The following is a 26,997-nucleotide window of genomic DNA, read 5'->3' as shown; positions in this document are numbered from 1 at the left end:
ATCTAATGAAAATAATGTCAGCCAACAACCTGTAACTATGAAAAATACACAAGCACATGCTTTTTTAAAATCTTCACAAAGTAAACGTTTACTGAGACTCACTATAGCAGCAGGCTGCTTGCTCGCGCTGCTATGGATAGCGACCAACACCAGTTTTCGCTCTCACCAGCTACTGCACACCAATGCCAATCACACAGGGCAAAGCTTGGTCCGGCTATTTGCACTCAATGCCGCTGAACCACTGTCACGTATGGACACGCCAAGACTCAGAGCCCTAAGCAACCACTTGGCCAGCGATCAGTACGTGCTCTCTGTTGCCGTCTATAACCAAAAGGGTCAATTTCTAATAGGCAACGACGGCATAACCGAGGCACCCGAATTTCAAGGTTTACCTGACGGGTTAGCTGGTATCAATCCGAGTAAAGATGCCATAGTTGGAAAGATTGTAGATAGCCAACAAACCATCGGCTTTGTCAGCATTGAATATCTTACTGATGCTGCCATGAGTGAAAGCCATAAACACTTCCATCAATTGGGCCGAATCGTACTTTTAATGCTACTTATTGTTGGTGTATTTACCTGGCAAATAGGCCGTGCGTTAACGCGCCGTGATGTCAAAAAACAAATAAAAAAAAGCGCACAAGAAGACAGTCTGATTGAAAATGAAGAAAACAACCAATCATAACGTCATGTCTGCTAGTGTACGTTTGCCCATATTTGGCTTGCGATTAAAGCTAATATCAAATTGAAAAAAGCTCACATGTCGACGTGTAAAGTGACAACGCAATGACTTCTTTCGGTTCACTACGTAATTGACATACATGTGTAAAAACATCCATCAATCTCGCAGGTGTATTAACCTGCCCCTGATGGCCAAAAACTGGCATCGATGGCGCATCAGTTTCAATTACAAAACTTGAGAGTGGCAACGCGCTCACCACATCTCGGGTTTTTTGGGCCCGCGGGTAGGTAATAGTACCACCCAAACCAAGTTTAAACCCTAAGTTGACGTAATATTGAGCTTGTTGCCGAGAACCCGAAAAGGCATGGATCACACCACCAAACTTAGGTTTTATTTGCTTGAACGACTGCGCAATTAGATGATGACTTTGGCGGTGGTGCACAATCAGCGGCAACTCTAAAGTATTAGCCAGCCGGATATGATCAGCAAAAATTGCCTGCTGTAGGGCGAGATCTGCACATTGGCTATCAATGCCGCATTCGCCAATGGCCACCAATTCCTGTCTATATCGTATTGCCAAATCAACCAACTGCGTCATTTCTTGACGACTATCTGGTGTCAAGAAATAAGGGTGCAGACCAAATGCAATATAACTACACGAGTGCGTTTGTTGAAAATTCGTTAAACGCTTGCACTGTGCCAGTGAAACACCTGGCACAATCAGCTTTTCGATGCCATAAGACGCAGCGTCTGAAATTTGCTGGTTTACGTTGTCAGCAAATTCTGCAAAGTCTAAGTGGCAATGGCTATCGATAAATCGCATTTAAGGATTCAGGCGTTCAATCGACCAGCTGCCATCTGGTTGCTTTACGTACATAAAACGGTCGTGAAGTCGATGCTCTCCACCTTGCCAGAACTCTATTTTATGAGGCACAACACTATACCCGCCCCAAAAGTCAGGCAATGGAATATCACCTTTAGCAAACTTACTTTTCATATTTTGGAATGTTTGCATCAAAGCTTGTCGAGACGAAACTGGACGGGATTGTTGAGATGCCCATGCCGCCAGCTGACTCTCTTTAGGACGAGACAAAAAGTATTTCGCCACAGCGGCTGTACTTAAAGGTTGAGCCTCACCGTATACAATCACTTGTCGCTCAATTGCATGCCATGGAAAGTGCAGAGATATCTTGTTATTGATAGCTAGATCTTGTGCTTTTTTTGAGCCCGTATTGGTAAAAAATACAAAACCATTTTGATCAAGGTTTTTCAACAATACAATACGCTGTGATGGCTGACCTTGCGCATCCACTGTTGCCACAACCATGGCGGTTGGATCCGCTGTAAACTTTGCATCAACGGCTTGCTGTAGCCAAATTTCAAATTGTTCAATCGGATTGTCTTTCAGCGCTTCTCGACGCAGCCCATCCTGCACATACTCTCTGCGGATTTCATCTAATTTCATCTTGGCGATTCCTTAGCATATTAAAACGGTGTTTACTCTCATCAATAAACAAAAAGCCGCCTAAAGTGGCGGCTTTTACAACATTAACCAATAAATGGAGCTTACATTTGCTCCATTACCTCAATGCCTAATAGGTCTAAGCCTGTGTGTAGTGTTTTAGCCACTAAGTTACATAGTAGCAAACGACTTTCTCTAGTTTGCTCTGCGACATCATCTTTCAATATCGGGCATGCTTCGTAGAATGACATATACAAACTGGCAAGTTCATATAGGTATCCACATAATACGTGTGGCGTCGCTTCATTGATCATCAGATCAAGGACTTCTTCCAGTTGCAATAACTTAAGGGCCAAAGCCTTTTCCTGTGGCTCTGCGATGATGATCTGACCACTCAATGATCCGCTATTTACCTCAGCTTTGCGGAAAATGCTTTTAACACGTGTATAAGCATACTGAAGATATGGCGCTGTTGCGCCTTCAAAGCTCAGCATTGTGTCCCAATTGAAGATGTAGTCGCTTGTGCGGTGCTTTGACAGATCGGCATATTTAACTGCACCAATACCTACTTTGCGGGCAATTTCTGCGCGCGCTTCTTCAGAGAGCTCAGAGGCACGCTCAGCCAATTTCTCTGATGCACGACTCACAGCTTCATCTAACAAATCAGCAAGCTTGATAGTACCGCCAGTACGCGTTTTGAATGGCTTACCATCGTCACCCATCATAGTACCAAAAAGGCTTGGCTCGTAGCTGGTTTTATCTTTCAAAAATCCAGCTTTACGAGCTGTAATTTCAACTTGATTGAAATGCAAACCCTGACGAGCATCAACAAATATTAAAATACGGTCAACGTCCAACTCATTTGAACGATAATCACATGCAGCTAAGTCTGTTGTTGAGTAAAGGAAACCACCACCGGACTTCTGTACGATAAATACTGATGGCTCACCATCTTTGTTTGCCAGTTCATCAAGGAAAACAACTTGCGCGCCTTGATCTTCTACAGCAATGTCTTTGTCTTTTAGTAGCTCAATAACGCCATTTAAACGATCGTTATAGGCACTCTCCGCTTTAATGTCTTCGCGTCCCAATGTCACATTGAGCTTTTTGTACACTTCTTCAGAGTGCTTCACCGAGGTGTCGATGAATAACTGCCACAATTTTTCGCAATGTGCATCACCACCTTGTAACTTCACTACGTAATCTCGGGCTTTATCAGCAAAACCTTCCTCGTCGTCAAAGCGTTTTTTTGCATCACGGTAGAAGCTTTCTAAATCAGCCAGTGCCACCGCTTCCAGATCAATGCCCTGATCAAGTAAATCTTCAAGGTGTGCGATAAGCATACCAAACTGAGTACCCCAGTCACCCATGTGGTTTTGACGGATAACTTTATCACCGCGAAATTCAAGGGCACGTACAACGGCATCACCAATGATGGTCGAACGCAGGTGACCAACGTGCATTTCTTTTGCAAGGTTCGGAGATGAGTAATCAACGACGACTTTATGCGGAGTCGCGTGTTCTGCTACACCAAGTTTTGCATCTTGGTTAGCTGATTCTAAGCTTGATGCTAAGAACTCTGGTTTTAGATGAATATTGATAAAACCTGGGCCTGCAATTTCAGTTTTAGCAGCAAGATCGGCAATGTCTAAGTTGTCTATGATCTTCTGTGCAACTTCTCGCGGATTCGTTTTTAATGCTTTTGCGGCGCCCATTGCGCCATTGATTTGGTAATCACCAAATTGCGGGCGAGTAGATTGTGTAACCGCTGGGTTTGTGCCTTCTGGAATGCCCGCAGCTTGCATTGCTGCATTGGCTTTTTCAATTAATAGAGTTTTGATATTCATTTGTTATCCTGTGGTCCTTGCCAGCCATCAAACCAGCAAGGTTAAATTCAATTTAAGCGCTTATTAGTGTTCACGTGTATGATGGAACTTAACATCAGGATAGCGTTCCATTGATAAGTTTAAATTTACACGGCTAGGTGCAATGTAAGTTAAGTTATCACCACCATCAAGGGCCAAATTCGCTTCGCACTTGCGTTTAAATTCAGCCATCTTCTTATCGTCGTCACACGTCACCCAGCGGGCTGTTTGTACCGCTACACTTTCGTAAATTGCATCTACGTTATATTCAGCTTTTAGGCGCGCTACAACCACATCAAACTGAAGCACACCGACCGCACCTACGATTAAGCTATTATTTTGTAGTGGTCTAAATACCTGTACCGCACCTTCTTCTGACAGCTGTACTAAGCCTTTTAGCAACTGCTTTTGCTTAAGCGGATCTTTTAAGCGAATACTACGGAATAATTCGGGCGCGAAATTTGGAATACCACTAAATTTCAGCTTCTCACCTTGCGTGAAGGTATCACCGATTTGGATTGTACCGTGGTTATGCAAACCAATAATGTCACCAGCATATGCCTCTTGAGCGCGCTCACGGTCACCCGCCATAAAGGTTACCGCGTCGGAGATACTGACTTTTTTGCCAATACGTACATGGTCCATCTTCATACCTTGAGTATATTTACCCGATACAATACGCATGAAGGCAATACGGTCACGGTGTTTGGGGTCCATATTCGCTTGAATTTTGAATACGAAGCCTGAGAACTTTTCTTCTTCAGCCTTTACTTCACGCTCTTCAGTTTGACGTGGCATAGGCGTTGGCGCCCACTCTGTTAAACCGTCAAGCATATGGTCAACACCAAAGTTACCTAATGCTGTACCAAAGTAAACTGGTGTTAGCTCACCCGATAAAAATAACTCATGATCAAACTCATTTGATGCACCGATCACCAGCTCTAGCTCTTCACGAAGCTGTTCGGCTAACTCATCACCGATTTCGGCATCTAGATCTGGGTTGTCTAAGCCCTTAATGATGCGTTTTTCTTGGATGGTATGGCCTTGACCCGTTGCATATAAAATCGTTTCATCACGATGAATGTGGTACACGCCTTTAAATTCTTTACCGCAGCCGATTGGCCAAGTGATAGGTGCACACATGATATTCAGTTCTGTTTCAACCTCGTCCATCACTTCCATTGGGTCACGGATGTCACGGTCAAGCTTGTTCATGAAAGTCACGATTGGCGTGTCACGTAAGCGAGTAACTTCCATTAATTTACGTGTTCTATCTTCAACACCTTTTGCCGCATCGATTACCATTAGGCACGAGTCAACTGCAGTCAGTGTACGATAAGTATCTTCAGAGAAGTCTTCGTGCCCCGGGGTATCTAGTAGGTTTACCAATGCATCATTATACGGGAACTGCATCACCGAGGTTGTTACCGAGATACCACGCTCTTTTTCCATTTCCATCCAGTCAGATTTTGCGTGCTGGTTTGAACCACGACCTTTTACTGTGCCGGCTTTTTGTAACGCCTTTCCGAATAAAAGTACTTTCTCTGTAATGGTGGTTTTACCCGCATCCGGGTGAGAAATAATGGCAAAAGTACGGCGAAGCGATACTTCTTGCTGGATACTGTTGTTTGACATTGAAAACTCTACTTTTGGCTTATCTGAGTGAGACTATTAACTGATAACACTCTGCTGTGAACACATATCCGCATATTGTCTCCGATTCTGACTATTTTAACAACTTATCGGCGCATAAATTGACGATAAACTGCGGCATTTCTAACTTTGACCAATCTCATCGTTCATTCCACCTGTGCCGCCAATAGCATTCAATCAATAGGCGATTCTCTGGATATACAAAGTTGGCCCCTTTGCAGTGCAAGCCTGAACGCTGCGGCCCCTATACAATTTTATTTAAATTGTTAGGATAGATACCCATAACCAATAATAAAAAATATTCAATGACTACAAAACTATTTACAACGCCAAAACCGAACCCTCAGGCAACCATTCGACTTTTCTGCTTTCCTTACGCAGGCGGTGCACCAAGCATTTTTATACCTTGGCTAGATAAATTACCCGCTCATATTGAAATAGTCCTTGTCCAGTTACCTGGGCGCGGTGCCCGGCTCATGGAGCCCCCCCATGACAAAATGCACTTAATTATTGAAGAGCTAATGCAACACAGCGACTTTATTACTCAAAAACCATGTGTATTCTTTGGTCATAGTCTTGGCAGTCGTGTTGCTTATGAACTCGCCTACACCTTACAAAAAGCAAATAAAACGCTGCCAGTTAAAATGATTGCCTCGGCCAGTCGAGCACCGCATTTAGCCAGCCAAAAACAACCTCTTTACCATTTACCTAAGCAAGAGTTCATCAAAAAGCTTCGTGAACTCAATGGTACACCACAAGAAATTCTGGCAAATGCTGAGCTGATGGACCTGTTTTTACCGCTGCTACGCGCTGATTTCGAAATCGCAGATTGTTATCGGGCTGAGCCATGCCCTCTCCCACTGCCTATCGATGTCTTTTTTGGTCACGATGATGTTGATATATCACAAGCTCAACGTGATGCTTGGCAGTCGCTATCAAGCTTTCCAGTTCAGCAGCACGCTTTTAATGGCGATCACTTTTTTATCAACACACTCAGCGATCAAGTGATTGCAAAAGTGTCTGACATACTAGCCTCCTTATAAATTAAGTACTTGAATGGATCACAGTGAGGTCCATTCACCTCCCAAACCTGTACAATTTTCACACACCTTTGTAAACTAAAGTTAATCGACAGTCCTAGACATAGGTACACAATACCAATTACTATAAAGCGCTAAATAGTTTGCATTCTCATAATGAAGAAACTAACTCGCTCACTTTGTATTAAAATGATTGCTAGAAGCGTGTGCGAATGGCAGCCATGTCTTTAAGTCAGCTCATTGATATTAAAAGGATGATAATAAAATGAGAAAAATATTCGTGTTGTCTGTGCTGACAGTGGCACTGTGTGGTTGTAAAAGCCTTGTCGAAAAAGGGCATAACTTATTTGAAGCGGGGATGTATTCACAATCAGCTGAATATTATGAGCAAGCACTGGTTGAAGATCCGCACAATATTGATGCGCAAAAAGGACTCCTACAGGCCCGCAATAAAATATTAGATAAAGGTTTGATTGACGTTCGAATGCTGCGTTTAGGGGGTAATCCGACTGGCGCGGCAATGAAATTAGAATCACTATTGCGTAACCAAATTGAATGGCAAATAGAGCCTCTTGGGCCCATCGCTAATACACAAAACGAAGAAATTGAATATGCTACATTATGGTTGAAGCAGCGCGCCGAACAATTGGGCCAGTCTCGATTTCCAGATCAGTTCCGCTTTTTTGAACATCGCTATTCGTTTTTAATCGGCAACGCGCAACTGCATAACCAATTTGCGATATATCGTGCACCATTGCAAAACAAGGCACATGCCCTGTGTACTCGCATGTTCACACAGGCAAATAACGCGCGTTTTTATTTACGCCAATTTACTGAAAAATACTGTATGGCATGGGATCTGCCACAAAGCTTTTCTCCGATGACCCAAGATCCAAGCCGCTATTCGAGCATTACACTGACACCGCGATTCAAAGTAAACTTGCATCGTACCAGTCGACAGGCGAATTCGTTACAGACTGCCTCTTCTGAACTAAAGCAAATATTCAGAGAAAGCTTGTGGTATAGCCCAGTTGGTCAACAGACTTTTAGGCTCAAATTTGATGCCAGATTAGAGCACATTAGAGACGCTAAGCTGGTCAACCGTCAGAAGCACTTTACCATTGTTGAAGAGCGTCGCAATCCAAACGACCCCTCGGACAAACTCGATGTCGAAGTAAAAAAAGCCTACAACTACCCTGTCACCGAATTTACCGAGCAATTTAGTGTCGACGCAAAATACGAGGGTATCATTGCAGCTCAACCTATAGAATTTCGAGTGGATGAAAGTCAAACCCACTATACACAAAGCCACCAAGCGGATTTTCCACAACTCAAAATCAAACCTGTGAAAGCAATTTTTTTAGATGTTGACTCTAAGTTAGATACACAACTAGATGCACTACAGCAAGATTTTAAGTCACAACTAGATCGTATCTGGGTCGAAACTCATTGCAATGGCTTGATCGGTGCGCACTATGGTGAATACATTCTGCGCTGTGGCAAAATTTCTCCACAGCATGAATTTGTAAACAGCTGGTTCAAAAAACAATTCGGTTTAACCTACTACGAAATGGCATCACTGTATGCGCTTTAGCGTTGTTTTTCATCGCCAGCTAAGCAATAAGGTTGTGCGATCGGCTTGCCTTGTTGATAAAATTCGCTGGGCTTGCCTTTGCCAAGTAAACGCCAGAGCGCTATTTTTAATGCCAAATGCACAACGACACGCTTATGGGACCACTGACCCTTAATTTCGGCAGGTATTTCAGCATTGGCAAACTTACAGAAAACGCTGCCAATAGGTGGCCCAACTGCCTCGTTTAGATCCTCTTCAATACAACCTTGCAACAGTCCTACTAAAGGCCAACGTGCATTCACGGTATTTCCCAACGGTGTATTGCAACATGCAGCAAACCAGCGGTGAACACCACCTTTTGTCACCGTAAGGCAAGCTATTTGCTGTTTTCCTTGGTGCACCTCAAGTTGTGATGAACTGACTTGAAAAACGTCTGAACCGCCATACTCATTGAGCATTTGATTTTGACCAAGATGCCTTACAAATTTCTGGCAATCATCACAATAACAAACCACACGATTGTGAAATAGCCGATTTCCATAAGATATGGTGCCACGCACTTTGGAGCAGCGACACCTAAAATTCAAACATTTACCCATACAGTTCCCTTATTCACAATAGCCACAATAAGACAAATATCATGCCGTTCTCTCTTATCCTATCACCCCTTTAAAACACAATAAAATACCTACGGGGCTTGGCGTTGGCGGAGCTTCATGCTAGTTTTCTGCAAAACAAAATAAATTTGGGAATTACTATGCCAAAGGCCAGTGAAATAAAAAAACATGCGGCGATTGAATACAATGGTCGAGTTATGATTGTGCGCGATATAGAACGTTCGGTACCGCAAGGTCGTGCAGGTGGTAGCCTTTACCGCATGCGTATGTACGATGTCGTAAACAACGGCAAAGTAGATGAAACATTTAAAGCTGAAGAAATGCTAAAACTAGCAGATCTAACTCGCCGCCCTGCAATGTTTTCATACGTAGATGGCGAAGAGTATGTATTTATGGATGAAGAGGACTACACACCTTATCACCTAAATAAAGAAGCTATTTCCGAGCAGGTATTGTTCATTAACGAAGATACTAAAGGCCTATCTGTGGTTGTCGTTGAAGGCAGCCCGGTATCAATTGATTTACCGTCAAGTGTAGAACTTGTGATTGAAGAAACATCCCCCTCTATCAAGGGTGCTTCAGCCAGTGCACGTACTAAACCAGCCACACTGACCACGGGGCTAATTGTACAAGTTCCGGAGCACATCTCTACAGGTGATAAAATCAAAATTAATACCACTGAAGTTAAATTCATGGGTCGTGCGGAAAGCTAATACCGCTTGAACACAATACTAAAAGCCGGATAACCCGGCTTTTTTACTACCTCTTAGACCTCTCCTGTTACTAAGTTCTTAGCTAAAGTTTAGAAGTTAAAATAATACTTTGAATTGCTGCAATTTTGTGCCAATAATAAATGGAACGTTCCAAATAAAAATAATCAAGATAATGGGAGTTAGTCATGAGAAGATTTGCACTGTGTGCTCTAGCACTTGCTATTCAATCAACGTCAATACACGCACATTCAGGACATACACATCAACACACTCAACAAACTGAACTCAATGAGTGGCAAGATAAAATAAGTTATAAAAAAGGCCAGCGAGTTACCTACCAAGGCGCTGTATACCAGGCTAAGTGGTGGTCAGAAGGAGATTTACCAGCAACCAATGCATCGGGCGCTTGGCAGTTTGTGCAATTCATGAATGGCGAAGGTGAGGTATCTAACCCTTGGTTGCACGCACAAGTTTATACAAAGGGACAAGTGGTTGCGTACAAGGGAGAGATTTTCAAGGCTAAGTGGTGGACATTAAACGAAGTGCCGGGTGCAAGCCAAGTATGGGAGAAAATAGCGCACGACAAAAAGAACGATCCAATTTCACAAATGAGTTTAATTGGCCACAATATTATTCTGAATGAGCAAAAAGCAGAATCACCAGCCGGTGAATCCCTAAACAATGCATTTGATGGCGACCCTCGAACCAAATACGTGACGCTCAAACCACAAGGCTGGATACAAGTATCGCTAGCGCAGCCACAAAGCCTTACCCAATATCAGTTTACCTCTGCAAATGACGCACCAGGTCGAGATCCTCACAACTGGACGCTAAAAGGTTCCAACGACGGTGAAAACTGGCAGACAATAGATCAGCGTAACGAGCAAGTATTCAGCAAACGCTTCGAGCAAAAAACCTATCAATTGTCCGAAGAGCAGCCATACCAACATTACCGTTTTGAGTTAACACATAAAGGCACTGATGACTGGGGCTACGACCTTTTGCAAATTGCCGAACTTGACTTGTTTACAAATACACAATTGCCAATTGCCGGAATAACAAGTGACTCCAATACCGTATTTGTTGGTGAAATCATTGAGTTTCAAGATGCTAGCCTCAATCAACCAAATAGTTTTGAATGGCAATTTGAACAGGGTATCCCCGCTGCTAGTTTAGCAAAAAACCCGCTTGTCTCATTCAAGACTCCAGGCGTCAAAAATGTTGAATTAACGACATACAACTGGCATGGTCAAAGTGAACTAGTGACTCAACAGGTGAAGGTCGTCGACCCAGCAAACCCTTGGCAGGGGTTCGCTTATCCAGAAATAAAATTTGCCCACGAAGATACTCAAAGCGAAGGATATAAGCGCATTCATAGACTCTTTCCTGATTTGGAAAAAACCATCAATGACGTAACGCTACAGGTCAATCAATATTTATATAAACACTATGGTGAGTCACCTGAATTTGATTCAGTCACATTTAGCTTGAAGTGGATGGACACCTTAGCTTATCGGGCAGGCTCTGGCCGTAATATGGAAATCGCATTCAGTACAAAATACATCACAGAGTCACTGGCCAATGCCAGCGATGAGGAAGTGATCTACGAGTTGCTCGGGGTTTTTTGGCACGAGCTTGTACATGGCTACCAACACTTCCCAACAGGGGCAATGGCTGATGGCAATGAAGCACATGCCATCATTGAGGGCATCGCTGATCTAGTGAGGATCCGAGCAGGCTTTCATGCGACACGTAGCCCTTCACCTTCGAAAAACTGGCTCGGTGGCTATACCAATACAGGTTTCTTTTTATCTTGGATACAAGATAACTACGACGATGACTTCACCTACAAAATAAACCAAATGGTACTGACTAGCCAAAAAGAAGGCTGGGAATGGACTCTTGAAGAGGCGATCAAGCGCATTTTAAATCAAGATATCAATATTTTATGGCAAAAATATCAAGCGACTTTAGGCGCTGCTCCCGAAGCACCAGCCATTCCTGATGAGCAACTAAGTTTGATAACTTTGGGCGGTGAGGCAAGCGCTACCGCAGTGCCTGCTGACCCTATCTATGACGTTACGAACGCCTTCGATGGCGATCGCTATACTAAATACCTCACTTTAAACGCACATTCAGAAATCACCTTTTCTACTTTTGGTGCTGGGCACCTGGGTGCGTATCGCATAACCGTTGGCGAAAATCAACCTAGCAGAGACCCTAGTAGTTGGACTTTATACGGGTCCCCTGATGGTACTAATTGGCACCAAATAGACACGCAGTCACATCAGGTATTTGAACAGAGATTGGAAACTCGGGAGTTTAGCGTTGAGCCAACTCAAAGTTTCAAGCATTTTAAATTTAACTTCACTAACAGTGGTAGCCAAAGTAATGGCCAGTCCTTATTTCAAATCGCAGAGATCGATTTGTTAGCCGATAAAACAACCGCCACGTTACCAGTCACACTTGAAAACTTTGTTTTACTCGGTGGGGAAGCCAGTGCTGAACACGAAGGGTTTAGTCAATGGGGAGAGGGCTACCAAAGTGCCTTTGACGGTGATCGCAGCAACAAGTATGTCGCGCTAACCAAACAAGGTTGGTTACAATTCAACACAACACAGCCACGCACTTTAAAGGCATACAGTATCACCAGTGGCAATGACGCACCGGAGCGAGATCCGGCGCAGTGGATTGTGTCAGGTTCCAATGACGGCGTTCAATGGCACACACTGGATTCTCGTCAATCACAACAGTTTGAGTCACGTAATCAAACAAAAACCTTCCGTATTGAAAACGATACTGCATACTCTCAATTTCGCATTGAGCTAACGCATACCGCCACCGATGCAAATGGTAACGATTTATTACAACTATCTGAAATCGAACTGTTTAGTGCTAAATAGATGGCATATCTAGGACAAGGTGCTCGTGTACCTTGTCCTCTCTGTATGTAACCCCCTTCCTCATTAGCCATCGACAACCCCTACTCCGACGCTAAACTTTTCAGCTTTGACTATACGCGACACGGCGTAAAAACTTGAGAAATTACGCTAGCCATCATATGATCCTTATTTGCACAATGAATGGATAGTTTGACGGACTGTAACAGGTATATATGGATATCAGGATAGATGAAAACCAGTAAGCTCAGTATCAGGTTACTTTGGTACATCACACCGCTTGTGATTTTGCCTTTGTTATTTCTCGGTGGCTTTACACTGACCAATGTAACTAGCTCAACGCAAAAGCAAGCAAAGCTCATTGTCAGCCGCTTTGTCGAGCAACAGCAGCAGAAAATGTTCAACTACATGGAAATCTATCAGTCAACGACCAAACTGCTGTCCACCTCGCCCGTACTAAGTGACTTTTTACTGACTCCCCCAGACGAAAAGCAAGTAAAAACGAAACGCCTAGGTGCGTTGATGGATGTATTTGCAAGCTACAGTGAAGCCTATCCAGATATTCTCAGCATTAACTTAGTTGATGCAGAAGGCAATAGCCACGCCTTCTATTCGAGCAATCTGAGCTTTGCACCTGACGATTATCCTTTTTTTGACCAAGTGCTTAAAAGCAACTTGCGCCAACAACAATATATGCTGCCAGCGAAAGATGACGGTACTCAGCTCTATTTTGTGCAACAAATTTACAGTGTAAATTTTCACCTCAAAAGGCCTCAGCGCCAAGGCTATATCATAGTTCGAGTAGCCCCTTCTATTATCAGCAGTAGCATATTAGAAGCCCCCTACGACAACACATTGAACCTGCTGGTATCTGCACAAGGTGAAGTACTTTTCTCTTCAGATGGGCAATTTTCTTCTAGTTATTTAAGCGATGAGGAAATGGCACAAATAAGCTCATTAGCTGACAGAGGTAAGCTCGACTCTATTGTTTTACCTTCCGTAGATGGACTGAAGCGCATGACCTACAGTGCGCAGTTAAGTGGTGGGTATTACTATATATCGACAATACCTAAGAGCATTCTTTATCAATCGGGCAAAGCTATTAGCCTTATCACTGCACTCATTGTGATCCTCTCTGTAGTAACACTACCTGTGCTCATCTTCATTGTGGTGCGTAACCTCTTACTCACCCCTATAGAACTGCTTGGCGAAGCCAGTCACCGAGTTGGTGATGGCGATTTATCTGTGTATCTACCTGCCCATGATGATGATGAAGTTGGCACATTATTCGATGACTTCAATCACATGGTTAAACAAATCAGAGACTTCCAAGGTGAATTAGAAGATTACAAACTCCACCTTGAAGAAAAAGTAGAGAACAGAACACGCGCTTTGGAAGAAATGAATCAACAGCTTGAGGTTGCAATAAAAGAAGCTGAGCAAGCAAACCAGCTCAAAAGCCGATTTTTAGCCAATATGAGTCATGAGATACGTACGCCTTTAACCGCGATTATGGGGTTCACAGAACAGCTATTGCACAACCCAAATGCAAAAAATGCAGATCTGCACTTAGACACCATTTTGAGAAACTCTAAGCACCTATTAGAGTTAATTAATAATATTCTCGATTTATCCAAAATCGAAGCTGAAAAACTCGCCGTTGAGCAAAACGAAATTGAGTTTTTGCCGCTGCTAAAAGACATTGAGTCGATTATTCAGCCCCTTGCCGAAGAAAAGCAATTAGAGTTAACGCTTGACTACGCATTTCCACTGCCCAAAGTCCTCAACAGCGATGAAACCCGTCTTAAACAAATCTTACTCAATATTGCCAGCAATGCCGTCAAGTTTACTGAACACGGCTTTATCTCTATTGGGATTGATTTTCATACCCAAAGTGACCAGTTTGTATTTGTTGTCAAAGATACGGGTATTGGTATGTCTCAAAGTGAGATGGAGCGTGTGTTTAAGCCTTTTGAACAGGCCGATACCACCACCACTAGACGTTTTGGAGGCACGGGACTAGGACTATGTATTTCCAAAAATCTTGCGCAATTGTTAGGTGGAGATGTCCAAGTAAACAGTGAACAAGGCAATGGCAGTACGTTTACAATCACCATCTCTGCCAATCACGCAAGCCAAGATATTCAATGGATTGACTGTGACTCATATATTCACAATCAAACCAGCAACTCACAAAGACTCGCTGAAACCCAGTTAGAAGCAACTATTTTGTTAGCCGAGGATAACAAGGATAACCAAGAGTTGATCTCCTTACTATTAAGTTCTTGGGGTCTGGTTCCAGACATCGCTAATAACGGCGCTCAAGCCGTGGAGATGTCATTGATCAACGACTACGACTTAATCTTGATGGACATGCAAATGCCCGTTATGGGTGGATTGGAAGCCACTGAGATGCTCAGACACGCAGCCTATGACGGCCCTATTGTTGCCTTGACTGCCAACATTATGAAGCATGACATAGACACCTACCTTGCCGCTGGGTGTAACGCGACACTCGGAAAACCAATCGACAGGGAAAAGCTTGGGGCCGTGTTACTGGAGTTTCTCGAGCTGGCAAACGACAACGCGTCTAAATGGAATAATTTACTCAAAAGCGAAAAGTTCCTACAGATCAGCCAAAATTATTTAGAAAAATTGCCCGAGCAGCTAGAGCTGGTTGAATCTCTTTATCAGAATCAAGAGTGGGAATCGCTTCGTGCGCTCGCTCATAGCCTTAAAGGCAGCGCGGGCTGTTTTGGGTTTAGTAATATTCACAGTGCCGCTGGAGAGCTTGAAAGCAGCCTGCAAGAGAATAACAAAGCACAGTGGCAATACACAACGCTACAGCTTACGCAGGCGATCCGATACACATTAGAAAACGAAGACGTGCAACTACAAGCAGTAAAATAACAGGCCTACGATATTACTTTTAAAATTCTAAGCCCATTAAAACCGCATCTTCTCTTCCCAATTCAGCGGGGTAGTAGTTTTTTCGCGTTCCCATAATGTTCAGGCCTACTTTTTTATAAAGTGCAATGGCTGCTTGGTTAGATGCTCGTACTTCTAGAAATAAGTTTTCAGCTTGTTCATCGCGACATTGCTGAATTAACGCTTGCATAAGCTCTGTCGCTATCCCCTGCCCCTGATGCTTTGGATCAACACAAATATTCATCAAGGTATAGTCTGGCCCTGCTCGCTCTGCAATAAAGTAACCGACCAACCCCAGCTCTGAATCTCGGCATGCATTAAAATACCGCCCGCCGATACAAGAGGTCAGGGTTTTTTCGCTCCACGGGTGGCTGTGACACGCATTTTCAATCCGCATGATATCTGCTATTGGAAATTTGGCTAACGCCTCGCTACGTAGATACTGCATGATATATCATTTGCCATAATTGTTGTTTTTGCGTCGCTGTTAAGTGTTCATTCGGTAGAGTGAGTGTTGTACCGTGCAGTGCAATTGATTCCCCAGAGATCACCTCTAAATTCTCACAGTTCAACGCAAGCGCGATATCTTCCGCCAAACGCACAGGCAATACCAAAGGAACAAAAACACTGTTGGCATCATTTGACGCTGTGAGTGTGTCATATTGCGCTTTAAGTTTGAGTGGTGTTAAACCAAGTAATTGAGCATGTATCGGGTGCATGGTAAAAATACTTTTTTATTGAGTCTAAATGGAAGTATTAAAAGAATCAATTAAGTGGGTAAAGTAAGAAGTGGCAGGGGCGGCAGGACTCGAACCCGCAACCATCGGTTTTGGAGACCGCTGTTCTACCAATTGGAACTACGCCCCTGCAATGTCGACGCATTATAAAGAGCTTTTAGAAAAGGTAAAGAGGAAAAATGCATTTTTTTGTTTGTTTGCGTCATTTATAAACAAAAAGGCGAATATTTCCCATATTCGCCTTTTTTTCATTCAATTAGCGAGCGCTAATTTAAATTATTCCCACTCGATAGTTGCAGGTGGTTTACCTGAAATATCATAAACAACGCGAGAAATACCATCGATTTCGTTGATGATGCGGTTTGAAACATGGCCTAGGAAGTCATAAGGCAGCTGTGACCAACGCGCTGTCATAAAGTCAATTGTTTCTACACAACGAAGTGATACTACCCAATCGTATTTACGAGCATCACCCATTACGCCTACAGATTTGACCGGAAGGAATACTGTGAATGCTTGAGATACTTTGTGGTATAGCTCAGCTTTGTGTAACTCTTCAATGAAGATAGCATCTGCACGACGAAGTAAATCACAGTATTCTTTCTTGATTTCACCGAGTACACGCACACCTAAACCAGGACCCGGGAATGGGTGACGGTATAACATGTCGTAAGGTAAGCCAAGCTCTAGGCCAATCTTACGTACTTCATCTTTAAACAGCTCGCGAAGTGGTTCTACTAGACCCATTTCCATATCGTCAGGCAGACCACCTACATTGTGGTGCGACTTGATCACGTGCGCCTTACCTGTTTTAGACGCTGCTGACTCGATTACATCTGGGTAAATTGTGCCTTGCGCCAACCATTTAGCATTTTTTAACTTTTTAGATTCAGCGTCGAATACGTCAATGAAAGTATGACCAATTGCTTTGCGCTTATCTTCAGGATCAGAAAGACCTGCTAGGTCATTTAGGAACTGCTCTTCAGCATCCACTTTGATGATATTCAGGCCGAACTTATCACCAAACATTTCCATTACTTGCTGACCTTCGTTTAAACGAAGTAAACCGTTATCAACAAATACACATGTTAGCTTCTTGCCAATTGCACGGTGGATAAGCATTGCCACTACTGATGAGTCAACACCACCAGATAGACCTAAAATAACTTCGTCATCACCTACTTTTTCTTTGATACGCTCTACCGCATCTTCAATGATCTGCGACGGCGTCCATAGCTTTTCACAACCACAGATATCAATTGCAAAACGCTCTAACAAACGTGTACCTTGCTGTGTATGCGTTACTTCTGGGTGGAACTGTACGCCGTAGAATCGCTTTTCTTCCCAAGACATTGCCGCGTGTGGACACGTGTCAGTTTTTGCACTTGTTACAAACGTTTCTGGAATTTCAATAACTTTATCGCCGTGGCTCATCCATACGTCAAGCTGACCAACGCCATCTTCGATATGATCTTCAATCGCTTCGAATAGTGCACAGTTACCGACTTTTTCAACTTTCGCGTAACCAAACTCTTTCTTATCAGAGCTATGTACTTTACCGCCAAGCTGCATTGCCATTGTTTGCATACCGTAACAAACACCAAGTACAGGTACACCCGCTTCGAATACATATTCTGGGGCGCGCGGGCTGTTTTCTTCTGTTGTCGACTCTGGACCACCAGACAGGATGATGCCCTGAGGGTTGAATTCACGGATCTGCTCTTCCGTTACATCCCAAGCCCAAAGTTCACAGTAAACGCCAATCTCACGTACACGACGTGCAATTAACTGCGTGTATTGAGAACCGAAGTCTAAGATCAAAATACGGGAATCATGGATGTCTTTGCTCATTGATAATCTCGTTAGTTAGGAAACGATAAAATTAGTAAAGCACAGCTAACCTGCTTTACCAGAATTAAAAAGGGCTAGCTGCTGCTAGCCCTGACAATTTTGCGGGCTCAACACTCGTTGGCCGGCTTAACCTAAGCGATAGTTAGGCGCTTCTTTGGTGATCTGTACATCATGCACGTGAGACTCACCCATACCTGCTGAAGTAACACGTACAAACTCAGGTTTAACGTTAAGCTCAGCAATCGTCGCACAACCAGTTAAGCCCATTGCACTACGGATCCCACCAATTTGTTGGTGAATAATGGCAGCAATTGGCCCCTTGTATGCGACACGACCTTCAATACCTTCAGGTACTAACTTGTCAGCTTGATTGCTCTTCTGGAAGTAACGATCTGAAGAACCATCTTTCTGGTTCATCGCACCGAGTGATCCCATGCCACGGTATGACTTGTAGTAACGGCCTTGATACAGTTCAACTTCACCCGGCGACTCTTCAGTACCCGCAAGCATTGAACCAACCATGACACAAGCCGCACCGGCAACAAGTGCTTTTACAATGTCACCCGAAAAACGAATACCACCGTCGGCAATAACTGGAATATCGCGGTCTTTAAGTGCTTCAACTGCATCTGATATTGCAGTGATTTGTGGTACACCACAGCCAGTAACAATACGTGTTGTACAAATTGAGCCTGGGCCAATACCAACTTTAACTGCATTAGCACCTGCGTCAGCAAGTGCCAGTGCACCAGCGCCTGTTGCAACGTTACCCGCAACAATTTGTAGCTCAGGGTAAGCTGCGCGTGTTTCTTTAACGCGGTCAATTACACCTTGAGAGTGACCATGAGACGTGTCAATCAATAAGATATCCACGCCCGCTTCAACCAATGCTGCAATACGCTCATCAGTACCAGCACCAACACCCACAGCGGCGCCTACACGTAAACGACCTTGTGCGTCTTTACATGCATTCGGTTTTTCTTGCGCTTTTTGATAATCTTTTACTGTGATCATGCCTTTCAGTGCAAATGCATCATCAACGACTAAGATTTTTTCGATACGGTGCTCATGCATTAGACCAAGAATTTCTTCACGGCCTGCGCCTTCTTTTACAGTAACTAGATCAGCTTTTTTTGTCATAACTGAAGAAACAGGCTTATCTAGTTGAGTTTCAAAACGCATATCGCGGCTAGTCACAATACCTTCTAGTTGGTTATCAGCACCAACGACAGGGAAACCTGAAAAACCTTTTTCATCAGCAAGTGCGATCGTTTCAGCAATCGTTTTATCTGCTGTAACCGTCACAGGGAAAGTAACAATACCGGCTTCGTAAGTTTTTACTTTACGAACATTGTCAGCTTGCTCTTCGATGGTCATGTTTTTGTGAATAAAGCCAATGCCGCCTTCTTGCGCTAGGGCAATCGCTAAGCGTGCTTCAGTTACTGTGTCCATTGACGCAGAAACAAGTGGCAGATTAAGCTCGATATCGCGTGTCAGACGAGTTTTCAAACTCGCTGTGTGCGGTAGAACAGTTGAATGAGCGGGTACTAAAAGTACGTCGTCAAAAGTTAGGGCTTCTTTTGCAATTCTTAGCATGTGTGCGGCTTCTCTCAAGTGAATTCTGAGTATAAGGAATTGCGTGCGCATTTTATCAGCGTTCCTTATGCGAGTAAACAAAATTTAGCAAAAAATGTGCTAAAGTGTCTGTGAATTTTTTATGGAGCTAGGTATGTCATTGCCACAAAACAACAAAGTTTATACAGTTTCGCGCCTTAATCGTGAAATACGCAGTTTATTAGAACAAGGCTTTGCTTCTCTTGAATTGACTGGTGAAATTTCAAACTTTGTCGCCCCCGCCTCTGGACATTGGTATTTTTCCTTAAAAGATGAAAAGGCACAGATCAAAGCAGCTATGTGGCGTGGCAACAATCGTTATTGCAAGTATCGCCCAGAAAATGGGGCACAAGTACAAGTCAAAGCTCGTGTGTCTGTTTACGAACCTCGTGGGGACTATCAATTGATTGTCGAGCACATGGCCCCAGCAGGTGAGGGTCTGCTCAAGCAAAAGTTCGAGGCACTGCAAATGCAGCTTGCTGCGGAAGGCTTATTCAATAGTTTTCATAAAAAGCAACTGCCACAGCAGATCAATCGTATTGGCGTTATCACATCTGCTACAGGTGCCGCTATCAAAGATATCTTATCCGTTCTGAAGCGCCGAGCCCCACAATTAGAAGTCATCATTTATCCAACCCTAGTACAAGGCCAAGAAGCCGCCGCACAAATTGCTGAAAGAATCGCATTGGCAGATAAGCGTAACGAAGTTGATGTACTGATTATCGGGCGCGGTGGAGGCTCATTGGAAGATCTTTGGAGCTTTAACGAAGAAGTGGTTGCACGAGCCATTTTTGCATGCTCATTGCCGACTATCAGTGCAGTTGGACACGAAATTGATACCACTATCAGTGATTACGTTGCAGATTTGCGCGCGCCAACCCCATCCGCAGCTGCCGAGCTAGTGAGCCCAGATAGCAGCGAGCTTCTAAGTTATATTGCTGATAGAAAGCAACGCCTTATCAATGCGTTACAAAGAAAAATCTTTGATGAGCAACAAAATATTAAGCGCCTTCAGCAACGTTTGAGTTTGCAACATCCACAAAATCAATTGATGCAGCAAGGACAACGCGTTGATGAACTTCAGCAGCGTTTGACCCGTGCATTGCAATATCAACAACAAAAGCATCACCATAAAGTGAATGTTCTGAGCCATACTCTGCTAAAGTTCCACCCAGAAAAGCGCATCAACGAAGCCAAATCCAAGCTCGAAAAGCTCGAATCGAGATTACATAACACTTTGCACCACCAGCTGCGCGATAAACAAAATCGTCTAGCGTTACTCTCGGCAAGACTAGATAGCGTTAGTCCGCTCGCAGTACTCTCTCGCGGTTATAGCATTACACAAAAAGATGGCAACGTACTTGCTTCTGTAGCTGACGTACGACAAGGTGACTCACTGGTAACACAACTGGCTGATGGGCAACTACTCACACAGGTATCCCGTGTTGTCAAAAAAGAGGGCTAAATTAATATTCTCGGCTCAGCTCATCACTACTTTTTAAACTGAGGTGGATTTGCATTGCTTGAGTATTTTGCACTGCTGCCACCGTTTTAAATTGCTTCATCCATGGCATACGCAGTAAGGCAGTGTGAAGCTGTTGCCATTGTGGTTCGCCTTCCGGCGCGATGAAATTTAATTGGCACACGTGCAGTTTACACTCTGCCGATAACAAATTGATGGTATCGTGCAGCTGTGCTTCATAAAGGAAATCTTCCGCAAACAGCTCAACTTCAGAAGCCCAGTTATCATCACGCCTTTGATGCTCAAAAATGCTTTGCAACTGCTTTGGCACATTGCGACTTGATTTCTTCGTCACAGACTTGGTTGCGAGCGCATTTAGTTGCGCCTTAATGCGTTTATTTTCTTGCTGCAGCTGTTGATTGATAAGACGTAGATCATCTGCCTCTGCGGGCTCTGTTGGCACTAAGGAGGTTTCATTTGGTTTTTCATTGTCGCCAGAAGACTCAGGGGGGTGAGCCTCGTCCATGGTAACGCCCTCTATTGAAGCGGCGGCATGGTGAAAGGACTCAGGCTGCTTTACACCATATAACTCATAGTAAGCACACGTCAGCAATCCCCCTGCCAAAAAAGCACATCCCAGAGCTATTGTAGTCCGCATGCGCAATTGAATTCGCTATAACATCGCACTGGTGTGAGAATCATTAATGCGACTTATCGTGTCATCCAAGAAGTTTTGGTCCATGCTTTCTGCCGGACATGGACAATTTGGCTTTCCAACGACTTTTGCTGGCACACCAACAACTGTGGTGTGTGGTGCAACTGCTTTTAGAACCACCGAGCCGGCACCGATACGCGCGCCTTCCCCTACTTCAATGTTGCCCAGTACTTTAGCCCCAGCGCCAATCAAAACACCTGCGCGGATTTTTGGATGTCGGTCCCCTTGCTCATTACCAGTACCCCCGAGCGTAACCGACTGCAAGATAGATACGTTATCTTCAATAACAGCGGTTTCACCGATGACTATACCAGTCGCATGGTCAAGCATAATACCATGGCCGACTTTACAAGCAGGATGGATGTCAACGCCAAAAACTTCAGAGGTGCGGCTTTGAATAAAACGGGCGAGCTCTTTGCGCTGTTGTCGCCACAGGCAGTATGCGAGACGGTGTGCTTGTAATGCATGGAAACCCTTCAAGTTTAATATCACGTTAAGATAACTATCGGCAGCAGGGTCTCGATCTTTAACAGCTTTTATATCATGAGCAACATGAGTTAACATTCGCTCGCAATCAACAAATGCCTGATCAAACAATTCTCGAATAGTAAATGCAGACACCACGGCATCAGAAAGTTTATTTGCAACAATAAAACTGAGCGCAGCTCCCAAACATTCATGATTGAGCACACTCGAATATACGTGACTGGCGAGCAATGGCTCTCTTTGCACCAACTCTTGTGCTTCCTCTCTCAATTGTTGCCAAATTTCGTGTCTCATAATCACCACATGTCTTTCATATACCATCGTTTGCTTATCTTAGCGCGCATCACTCTGCGATAGCACTAGTAAGCAGCAAATTTCTAGTTATTAATTATAACCGAAGGTTCCTATAATGGTGTTTTTTTACCTTGGGTGCAACTGACCTCTGACAAATAAAAACGCCCCGATTTAGCGGGGCGTTTAAGATTGCAGTTCAAGGTAGGTTACTTAAACAGATCTTGGACTTGGATCACTTCGATATTGTTGGCCGGAACTGATAGCTTATAGCTTTCAATAACTTTATCTTCATCCAATAGCGACTGCGGCTTTTTGACATTGTATTTTAACGGCGACACTTGCTCATTGGCTAAACGCTGCTTCATATCTTTACCGTCACCGGTAACAAATACATAGTGCATGTTGTCGGTCTGCAGATTGTCACGGATCACTCGGTTTACATCCGCCAACGTCAAGCTGGCCAAGTTTGAGCGCACTAAACTAACAAATTCATCCGTATTATAAAATTGGCTGTCCAACGCATAACCAAGCTGCCTATCCTGACTTGCCACCAGCTGAGGTACATAGTTGTTTAGGAAGTTTCGAGTTGCCTCAAAGTCTTTTTTACTCATCCCCTGCTTAATCATCTTATCCAGTTCGTATACCGCCACTCGAGTTGCAAAGTGCGCATCGTTATTCGAACGTAGCGGGCGCAGCCATACCTGGAAAATCTGCTCAGAACGCCCTAAATTTGCATCAGGTAACGTCTGGTACATACCGCGCGGGAAATACTCAATGTAAGCATAATCACCATAGTTCATACCACGAGTTTGACGAATTCGGTCAAATAAGAATGCGCCTGCATTGCGGTGTTCTCCAAAATATGATCTTACTAACCAAAGCGCTGTCCAGTCTTTGCTACTGCGAATGGTATCGATAGGAAAACCAAAAGACACTGCCGTTGATTTCGCATTTTTCTCAACCACAGTTGCGTGGATCCCTTCTAGTTTAGGTGCATCGGCTACATTGAGCCGCGCATCTTGCCCTTTAGGAAGGCTGGTCAAATCAGCAATAAGCTGTGATTTTAATTCGTCACTCAGAGCCCCTGTTAAACCGAGGTTTAATTTAGCTTGAGTAAACTGCTGTTGATAGAACTCCTTCACATCTTGCAATGTCAAAGCCTCTAAATCAGACAGGTCGCCTAAATTTAAACTTGCGTACGCATGCCCTTGATAAAGCTTGTGATAGAGTACCTCTTTACCCAGCTCTTCATCGTTGGACGACTTTAAGTCCGAGTTAATACTATCCATCATTTCTTTTTTCAAACGATTGAAATCATCTTCTCTAAATCCAGGGTTCAGTAACTGCTCACTGACCAACCCATACCACTGCTGCGCATTGTCTTTGTGAACACGTCCACGCAGTGCAATCATTTCTTTATCTACCTGATGTGAGAAGCTTCCTGCAAGCGGATACATGGCTTTTTTAATTTCTTTATACGATTTGGTCGCACTGCCCCCTTTGGCTAACATGGCAGCTGTCAAAGCCGCTAAACCTTTTTTGCCTTCAGGATCTGCTGCTGCACCGGTATAAAATAACCAGTTCACATCAACCAGTGGAGAATTGGATGTTTTATCTAAAACCGTAAAGTGCTGCGTTGCAGGTTGCGCCATTTGTGCACTAAGCGCATCAAGTGCAACTTCGCGATCAAACCCTTCAACTTTTGCTTTCGCAGACATAGTCACAGTGTTGCGGCCTGAATCTACAAAATATTTATTTGCTATGCTGCGAATGTCTTCAGGCGTGACTGTATCTGCGGTCGCATAGATTTGATTGATCACTTCAGGATCTCGTTCGAAATGTACATAACTTGCCAACATAGATGCGATTGCTTTAGAAGAGTCTAAGTCGTTTGCAAAGCTATATCTGAGATTTGACTTTAATGCTGCAAGTTTTTCTTCATCGACTAACTCGGTACGCGCTGTTGCATAAGTCCGGTTAACTGCGTCACGTACAGTGACTAAATCTTTTTCATCTTCAACTTTGATAAAAACATGCAACAAACCCGGATCTTTAGTTTCAGCATTATAAGTGAACAATTGCGTGGCAATTTGTTTGTCTACAACCAACTCTTGATACAGCTTAGAGTTTTTTGAAAAATAGAGCTCGGAAATCAAATCCACTGCAGCTCGGTCTTTTTGTGTCGGTTCCCAAGCAGGACCTTTGTAAGATACCAATAACCAGTGTCCCGGTTGACCTTCATTAACAACATGCTGATACCTTGCCTCTTGCTGTTTTGGCTCCACAGGAATATCTGCTTGATACTCGCCTCTCTGCCATTCACCCCAATGCTTTTTCACCTTTTTTATGGTCGCTTTTGGATCAACATCACCCACGATGATGATGGTTGCATATTCAGGTTTGTAAAATCGCTCAAAAAATAGATCAGCATAAGCCATTTGATCTGGCATAGCTTCGATGTCTTCAAAAAAGCCCATCGTCGTGTGTTTATAGGTGTGTTCATCAAATGCTTTGTCGCGCACCGCACCTAATAACTTGCGGATGGGGTTGGCGTTATTTTTAAGATATTCACCTTTTACTGTCAGTGCCTCTGTTCGAAACTGCTCTTCACTAAAATGTAAGTTCTGGAAAATATCAGCCTGAATTTCAAGTACCTTCTCCAAATGCTCTTTAGAAAAGCTCAGATAGTAGTTGGTGTAGTCATTGGTTGTGTAAGCACGATTATCTACGCCTGAATTTTTGATGATATCTTTATATACAGCCTCAGGATATTTTTTTGAGCCTTTGAACATCATATGCTCAAAAAAGTGTGCAAACCCAGTCTTACCCTCTTCAATTTCGTTGCGCGACCCCACTGATACTGGGATCTGCAAAGATACGACATCAGGGTAATCTGTTTTAACGACCATGACGCGCAAGCCATTGCTTAGCTCTTCGATTACATAATCATGAGAGAAAACTTTGTTTTCAGTCACTTGTTTCACTGTCTTTGCATCACTTTGAAGACTTGACGCATTACTTGCGTTATTAGAAGCGCAGCCAGTCAATGCCAGTGTCACAGCCAAACTGGTAGCCAAAAGCTTAAATTTCATAAGTGTCCCTAATACTTTTAATCTTTGTTGTCTTAGTACCTACGCTTATAGCGTAGGTCAATGCCCCGATTATGCCTTATAGCTAGCAAAAGTCTTATGCTTCACGATAAAAGCCTAAAAAAAACGATTAGCTATGGATTAAATTTGCACAACTTAAAAGTGAGTAATATCAATAACTATGAAAAAAATTCATCTTTAATGAAATAAATTCAATAAAAAAATCTATCTAGACGTCTAAATGGCTGCTATATTTATCCTACTACGGTGAATTAAGTGGGAATGAGACACATGGCTTTATCGCTACAAGAGAAAATATTAGACCCGAATCAAGGGGTATACTTGATTGGTACTACGCCACCAAAGTTAGGTACCGACAGTGAAAAACTACATACCATAGCGACTAAGTTATTAGATAGATTGCATGAAATCGAATATGACGGTGTCATAATTTACGATATTCAAGATGAAAGCAGTCGTACACAAGTGCCTAGACCATTTCCATTTAAACAAACAGTTGATCCCTGTGAATACAGTAAATTGGTGCGAGACCTCTCTAAACTTGATGTCATTACATACAAGAGCGTCGCACAGCGGGACCGCGAAGAATTCAATCAATGGTTACATAAAACCAAACAAGACTTCGACCTGAACAATTTAGTGCTGGTTGGCAGCCCCTCTTCACAAGGTGATATCAAATTAGGCTTACCAGAAGCTTACCAAACGTTGCAAGCGCACCCTGAGCGCTTTTTCTTGGGTGGCGTCACAATCGCTGAGCGCCATGCCAATAAACGCAATGAACATGAGCGGTTAATCGATAAAACGGCCAAGGGTTGTGAGTACTTCATTTCACAAGCAGTGTATGATGCACAGGCGAGTATTGACTTATTAACTAGCTATGCACGTACATGCCGCCAGCAAGGGCTTGAACCAAAGCGCATTATTTTAACATTTACTCCTTGTGGCGGAGAGAAAACCCTTGAGTTTATGAAGTGGCTAGGTATCTCTGTTCCTGAGGCGACTAAATGGCGCATGTTAGATGCAGAAAACACGCTTAATGAGTCCATTAAAATTTGTCGAGAAAATCTCGACCTGATTTTGCGCAGCTGCGCGCACCTCAATATTCCACTGGGACTGAATATTGAGAGCTTAACAAACCGTAAAGAAGAAATAGACGCGTCTATTAACTTATACAGACTGTTAAAAGCAACCATGGAACTGCAATTAGCAGAGAAACAAATAGCTTAATCACAACTTTCATTCTCGTAGCAAAAAGCCCCTTAATTGGGGCTTTTTTATATCTAAATTAAAAGCGA

At 43.4% G+C, this 26,997-nt stretch carries 20 protein-coding genes and 1 tRNA gene; 8 read left to right on the top strand and 13 right to left on the bottom strand.

The annotated features are described in order from the left end of the window. Window positions 1-37 precede the first annotated feature (37 nt). Entirely contained in the window at window positions 38-685 is a 648-nt protein-coding gene (locus QNM18_RS11575; protein ID WP_284137307.1) for an AhpA/YtjB family protein, read from the top strand. 55 nt (window positions 686-740) lie between these two features. Here QNM18_RS11575 and QNM18_RS11570 read toward each other — a convergent pair whose 3' ends face one another. The 4 genes from QNM18_RS11570 to prfC form a co-directional block, all read right to left on the bottom strand. Next, window positions 741-1,505 carry a TatD family hydrolase gene (locus QNM18_RS11570; RefSeq protein ID WP_284137306.1) on the bottom strand — a complete coding sequence of 255 codons (765 nt, stop codon included), beginning with the start codon at window positions 1,503-1,505 and terminating at the stop codon, window positions 741-743. Next, window positions 1,506-2,147: a pyridoxamine 5'-phosphate oxidase gene (gene pdxH / locus QNM18_RS11565; RefSeq protein WP_284137305.1), complete on the bottom strand. Its 642-nt coding sequence runs from the start codon at window positions 2,145-2,147 to the stop codon at window positions 1,506-1,508. 101 nt (window positions 2,148-2,248) lie between these two features. Further along, window positions 2,249-3,991: an arginine--tRNA ligase gene (argS, locus tag QNM18_RS11560; protein WP_284137304.1), complete on the bottom strand. Its 1,743-nt coding sequence runs from the start codon at window positions 3,989-3,991 to the stop codon at window positions 2,249-2,251. Window positions 3,992-4,054: 63 nt separating this feature from the next. Next, window positions 4,055-5,644 (bottom strand): peptide chain release factor 3, encoded by a 1,590-nt coding sequence (gene prfC / locus QNM18_RS11555; protein ID WP_063362491.1) that lies wholly within the window; start codon window positions 5,642-5,644, stop codon window positions 4,055-4,057. 323 nt (window positions 5,645-5,967) lie between these two features. Between prfC and QNM18_RS11550 the strand changes: the two genes are divergently transcribed. After that, window positions 5,968-6,705, top strand: a complete 738-nt coding sequence (locus QNM18_RS11550) for a thioesterase II family protein (protein WP_284137303.1) — start codon at window positions 5,968-5,970, stop codon at window positions 6,703-6,705. A gap of 262 nt (window positions 6,706-6,967) precedes the next feature. Continuing rightward, on the top strand, window positions 6,968-8,296 hold the full coding sequence (locus tag QNM18_RS11545; protein WP_284137302.1) for a hypothetical protein: 1,329 nt from the start codon (window positions 6,968-6,970) through the stop codon (window positions 8,294-8,296). Here the strand turns inward: QNM18_RS11545 and QNM18_RS11540 are convergent. Next, the gene (locus QNM18_RS11540; RefSeq protein WP_284137301.1) at window positions 8,293-8,874 is read right to left on the bottom strand and encodes a DUF6151 family protein; all 582 of its coding nucleotides are present in this window, start codon (window positions 8,872-8,874) and stop codon (window positions 8,293-8,295) included. The genes QNM18_RS11545 and QNM18_RS11540 overlap by 4 nt on opposite strands. Before the next feature lie 158 nt (window positions 8,875-9,032). Here QNM18_RS11540 and efpL point away from each other — a divergent pair, with 158 nt between their 5' ends. The 3 genes from efpL (at window position 9,033) to QNM18_RS11525 (ending at window position 15,415) form a co-directional block, all read left to right on the top strand. Further along, window positions 9,033-9,605 carry an elongation factor P-like protein EfpL gene (gene efpL, locus QNM18_RS11535; protein WP_211011431.1) on the top strand — a complete coding sequence of 191 codons (573 nt, stop codon included), beginning with the start codon at window positions 9,033-9,035 and terminating at the stop codon, window positions 9,603-9,605. A 185-nt stretch (window positions 9,606-9,790) separates the two neighbouring features. Further along, window positions 9,791-12,508: a basic secretory protein-like protein gene (locus tag QNM18_RS11530; protein ID WP_284137300.1), complete on the top strand. Its 2,718-nt coding sequence runs from the start codon at window positions 9,791-9,793 to the stop codon at window positions 12,506-12,508. Between the two features lie 228 nt (window positions 12,509-12,736). Then, window positions 12,737-15,415, top strand: a complete 2,679-nt coding sequence (locus tag QNM18_RS11525) for a hybrid sensor histidine kinase/response regulator (protein WP_284137299.1) — start codon at window positions 12,737-12,739, stop codon at window positions 15,413-15,415. A gap of 19 nt (window positions 15,416-15,434) precedes the next feature. On the opposite strand, the gene rimI is transcribed toward QNM18_RS11525, so the two are convergent. The 5 genes from rimI to guaB all read right to left on the bottom strand — a co-directional run bounded on the left by rimI (window position 15,435) and on the right by guaB (window position 19,617). After that, window positions 15,435-15,881, bottom strand: coding sequence for a ribosomal protein S18-alanine N-acetyltransferase (rimI, locus tag QNM18_RS11520; protein ID WP_211011434.1), 447 nt, complete (start codon window positions 15,879-15,881; stop codon window positions 15,435-15,437). Next, a complete protein-coding gene (locus QNM18_RS11515; RefSeq protein ID WP_284137298.1) occupies window positions 15,865-16,152 on the bottom strand; it encodes a hypothetical protein in 288 nt (95 codons plus the stop codon). Before QNM18_RS11515 ends, rimI begins: the two co-directional genes overlap by 17 nt. A gap of 71 nt (window positions 16,153-16,223) precedes the next feature. After that, window positions 16,224-16,300: transfer RNA gene (locus QNM18_RS11510), tRNA-Trp, on the bottom strand. Between the two features lie 146 nt (window positions 16,301-16,446). Continuing rightward, window positions 16,447-18,021 (bottom strand): glutamine-hydrolyzing GMP synthase, encoded by a 1,575-nt coding sequence (gene guaA, locus QNM18_RS11505; RefSeq protein WP_023400782.1) that lies wholly within the window; start codon window positions 18,019-18,021, stop codon window positions 16,447-16,449. Window positions 18,022-18,147: 126 nt separating this feature from the next. Then, window positions 18,148-19,617, bottom strand: coding sequence for an IMP dehydrogenase (guaB, locus tag QNM18_RS11500; RefSeq protein WP_284137482.1), 1,470 nt, complete (start codon window positions 19,615-19,617; stop codon window positions 18,148-18,150). A gap of 133 nt (window positions 19,618-19,750) precedes the next feature. On the opposite strand from guaB, the gene xseA reads away from it, so the two are divergent. Continuing rightward, on the top strand, window positions 19,751-21,100 hold the full coding sequence (gene xseA, locus QNM18_RS11495; protein WP_284137297.1) for an exodeoxyribonuclease VII large subunit: 1,350 nt from the start codon (window positions 19,751-19,753) through the stop codon (window positions 21,098-21,100). A gap of 1 nt (window position 21,101) precedes the next feature. On the opposite strand, the gene QNM18_RS11490 is transcribed toward xseA, so the two are convergent. The 3 genes from QNM18_RS11490 to QNM18_RS11480 form a co-directional block, all read right to left on the bottom strand. Next, window positions 21,102-21,755: a hypothetical protein gene (locus QNM18_RS11490; protein ID WP_284137296.1), complete on the bottom strand. Its 654-nt coding sequence runs from the start codon at window positions 21,753-21,755 to the stop codon at window positions 21,102-21,104. A gap of 15 nt (window positions 21,756-21,770) precedes the next feature. Next, the gene (gene cysE / locus QNM18_RS11485) at window positions 21,771-22,592 is read right to left on the bottom strand and encodes a serine O-acetyltransferase (RefSeq protein WP_036976872.1); all 822 of its coding nucleotides are present in this window, start codon (window positions 22,590-22,592) and stop codon (window positions 21,771-21,773) included. A gap of 206 nt (window positions 22,593-22,798) precedes the next feature. Further along, window positions 22,799-25,684: a M16 family metallopeptidase gene (locus QNM18_RS11480; protein ID WP_284137295.1), complete on the bottom strand. Its 2,886-nt coding sequence runs from the start codon at window positions 25,682-25,684 to the stop codon at window positions 22,799-22,801. A gap of 288 nt (window positions 25,685-25,972) precedes the next feature. On the opposite strand from QNM18_RS11480, the gene QNM18_RS11475 reads away from it, so the two are divergent. Then, window positions 25,973-26,929, top strand: a complete 957-nt coding sequence (locus tag QNM18_RS11475) for a methylenetetrahydrofolate reductase (RefSeq protein ID WP_211011439.1) — start codon at window positions 25,973-25,975, stop codon at window positions 26,927-26,929. Window positions 26,930-26,997: the final 68 nt, after the last annotated feature.

Origin of the sequence: Pseudoalteromonas obscura (assembly GCF_030135505.1) — a bacterium.
Classification (GTDB): Bacteria; Pseudomonadota; Gammaproteobacteria; order Enterobacterales; family Alteromonadaceae; genus Pseudoalteromonas; species Pseudoalteromonas obscura.
Note: the sequence above shows the minus strand (reverse complement) of the source record. Positions and strands in the feature narration are given on the sequence as shown.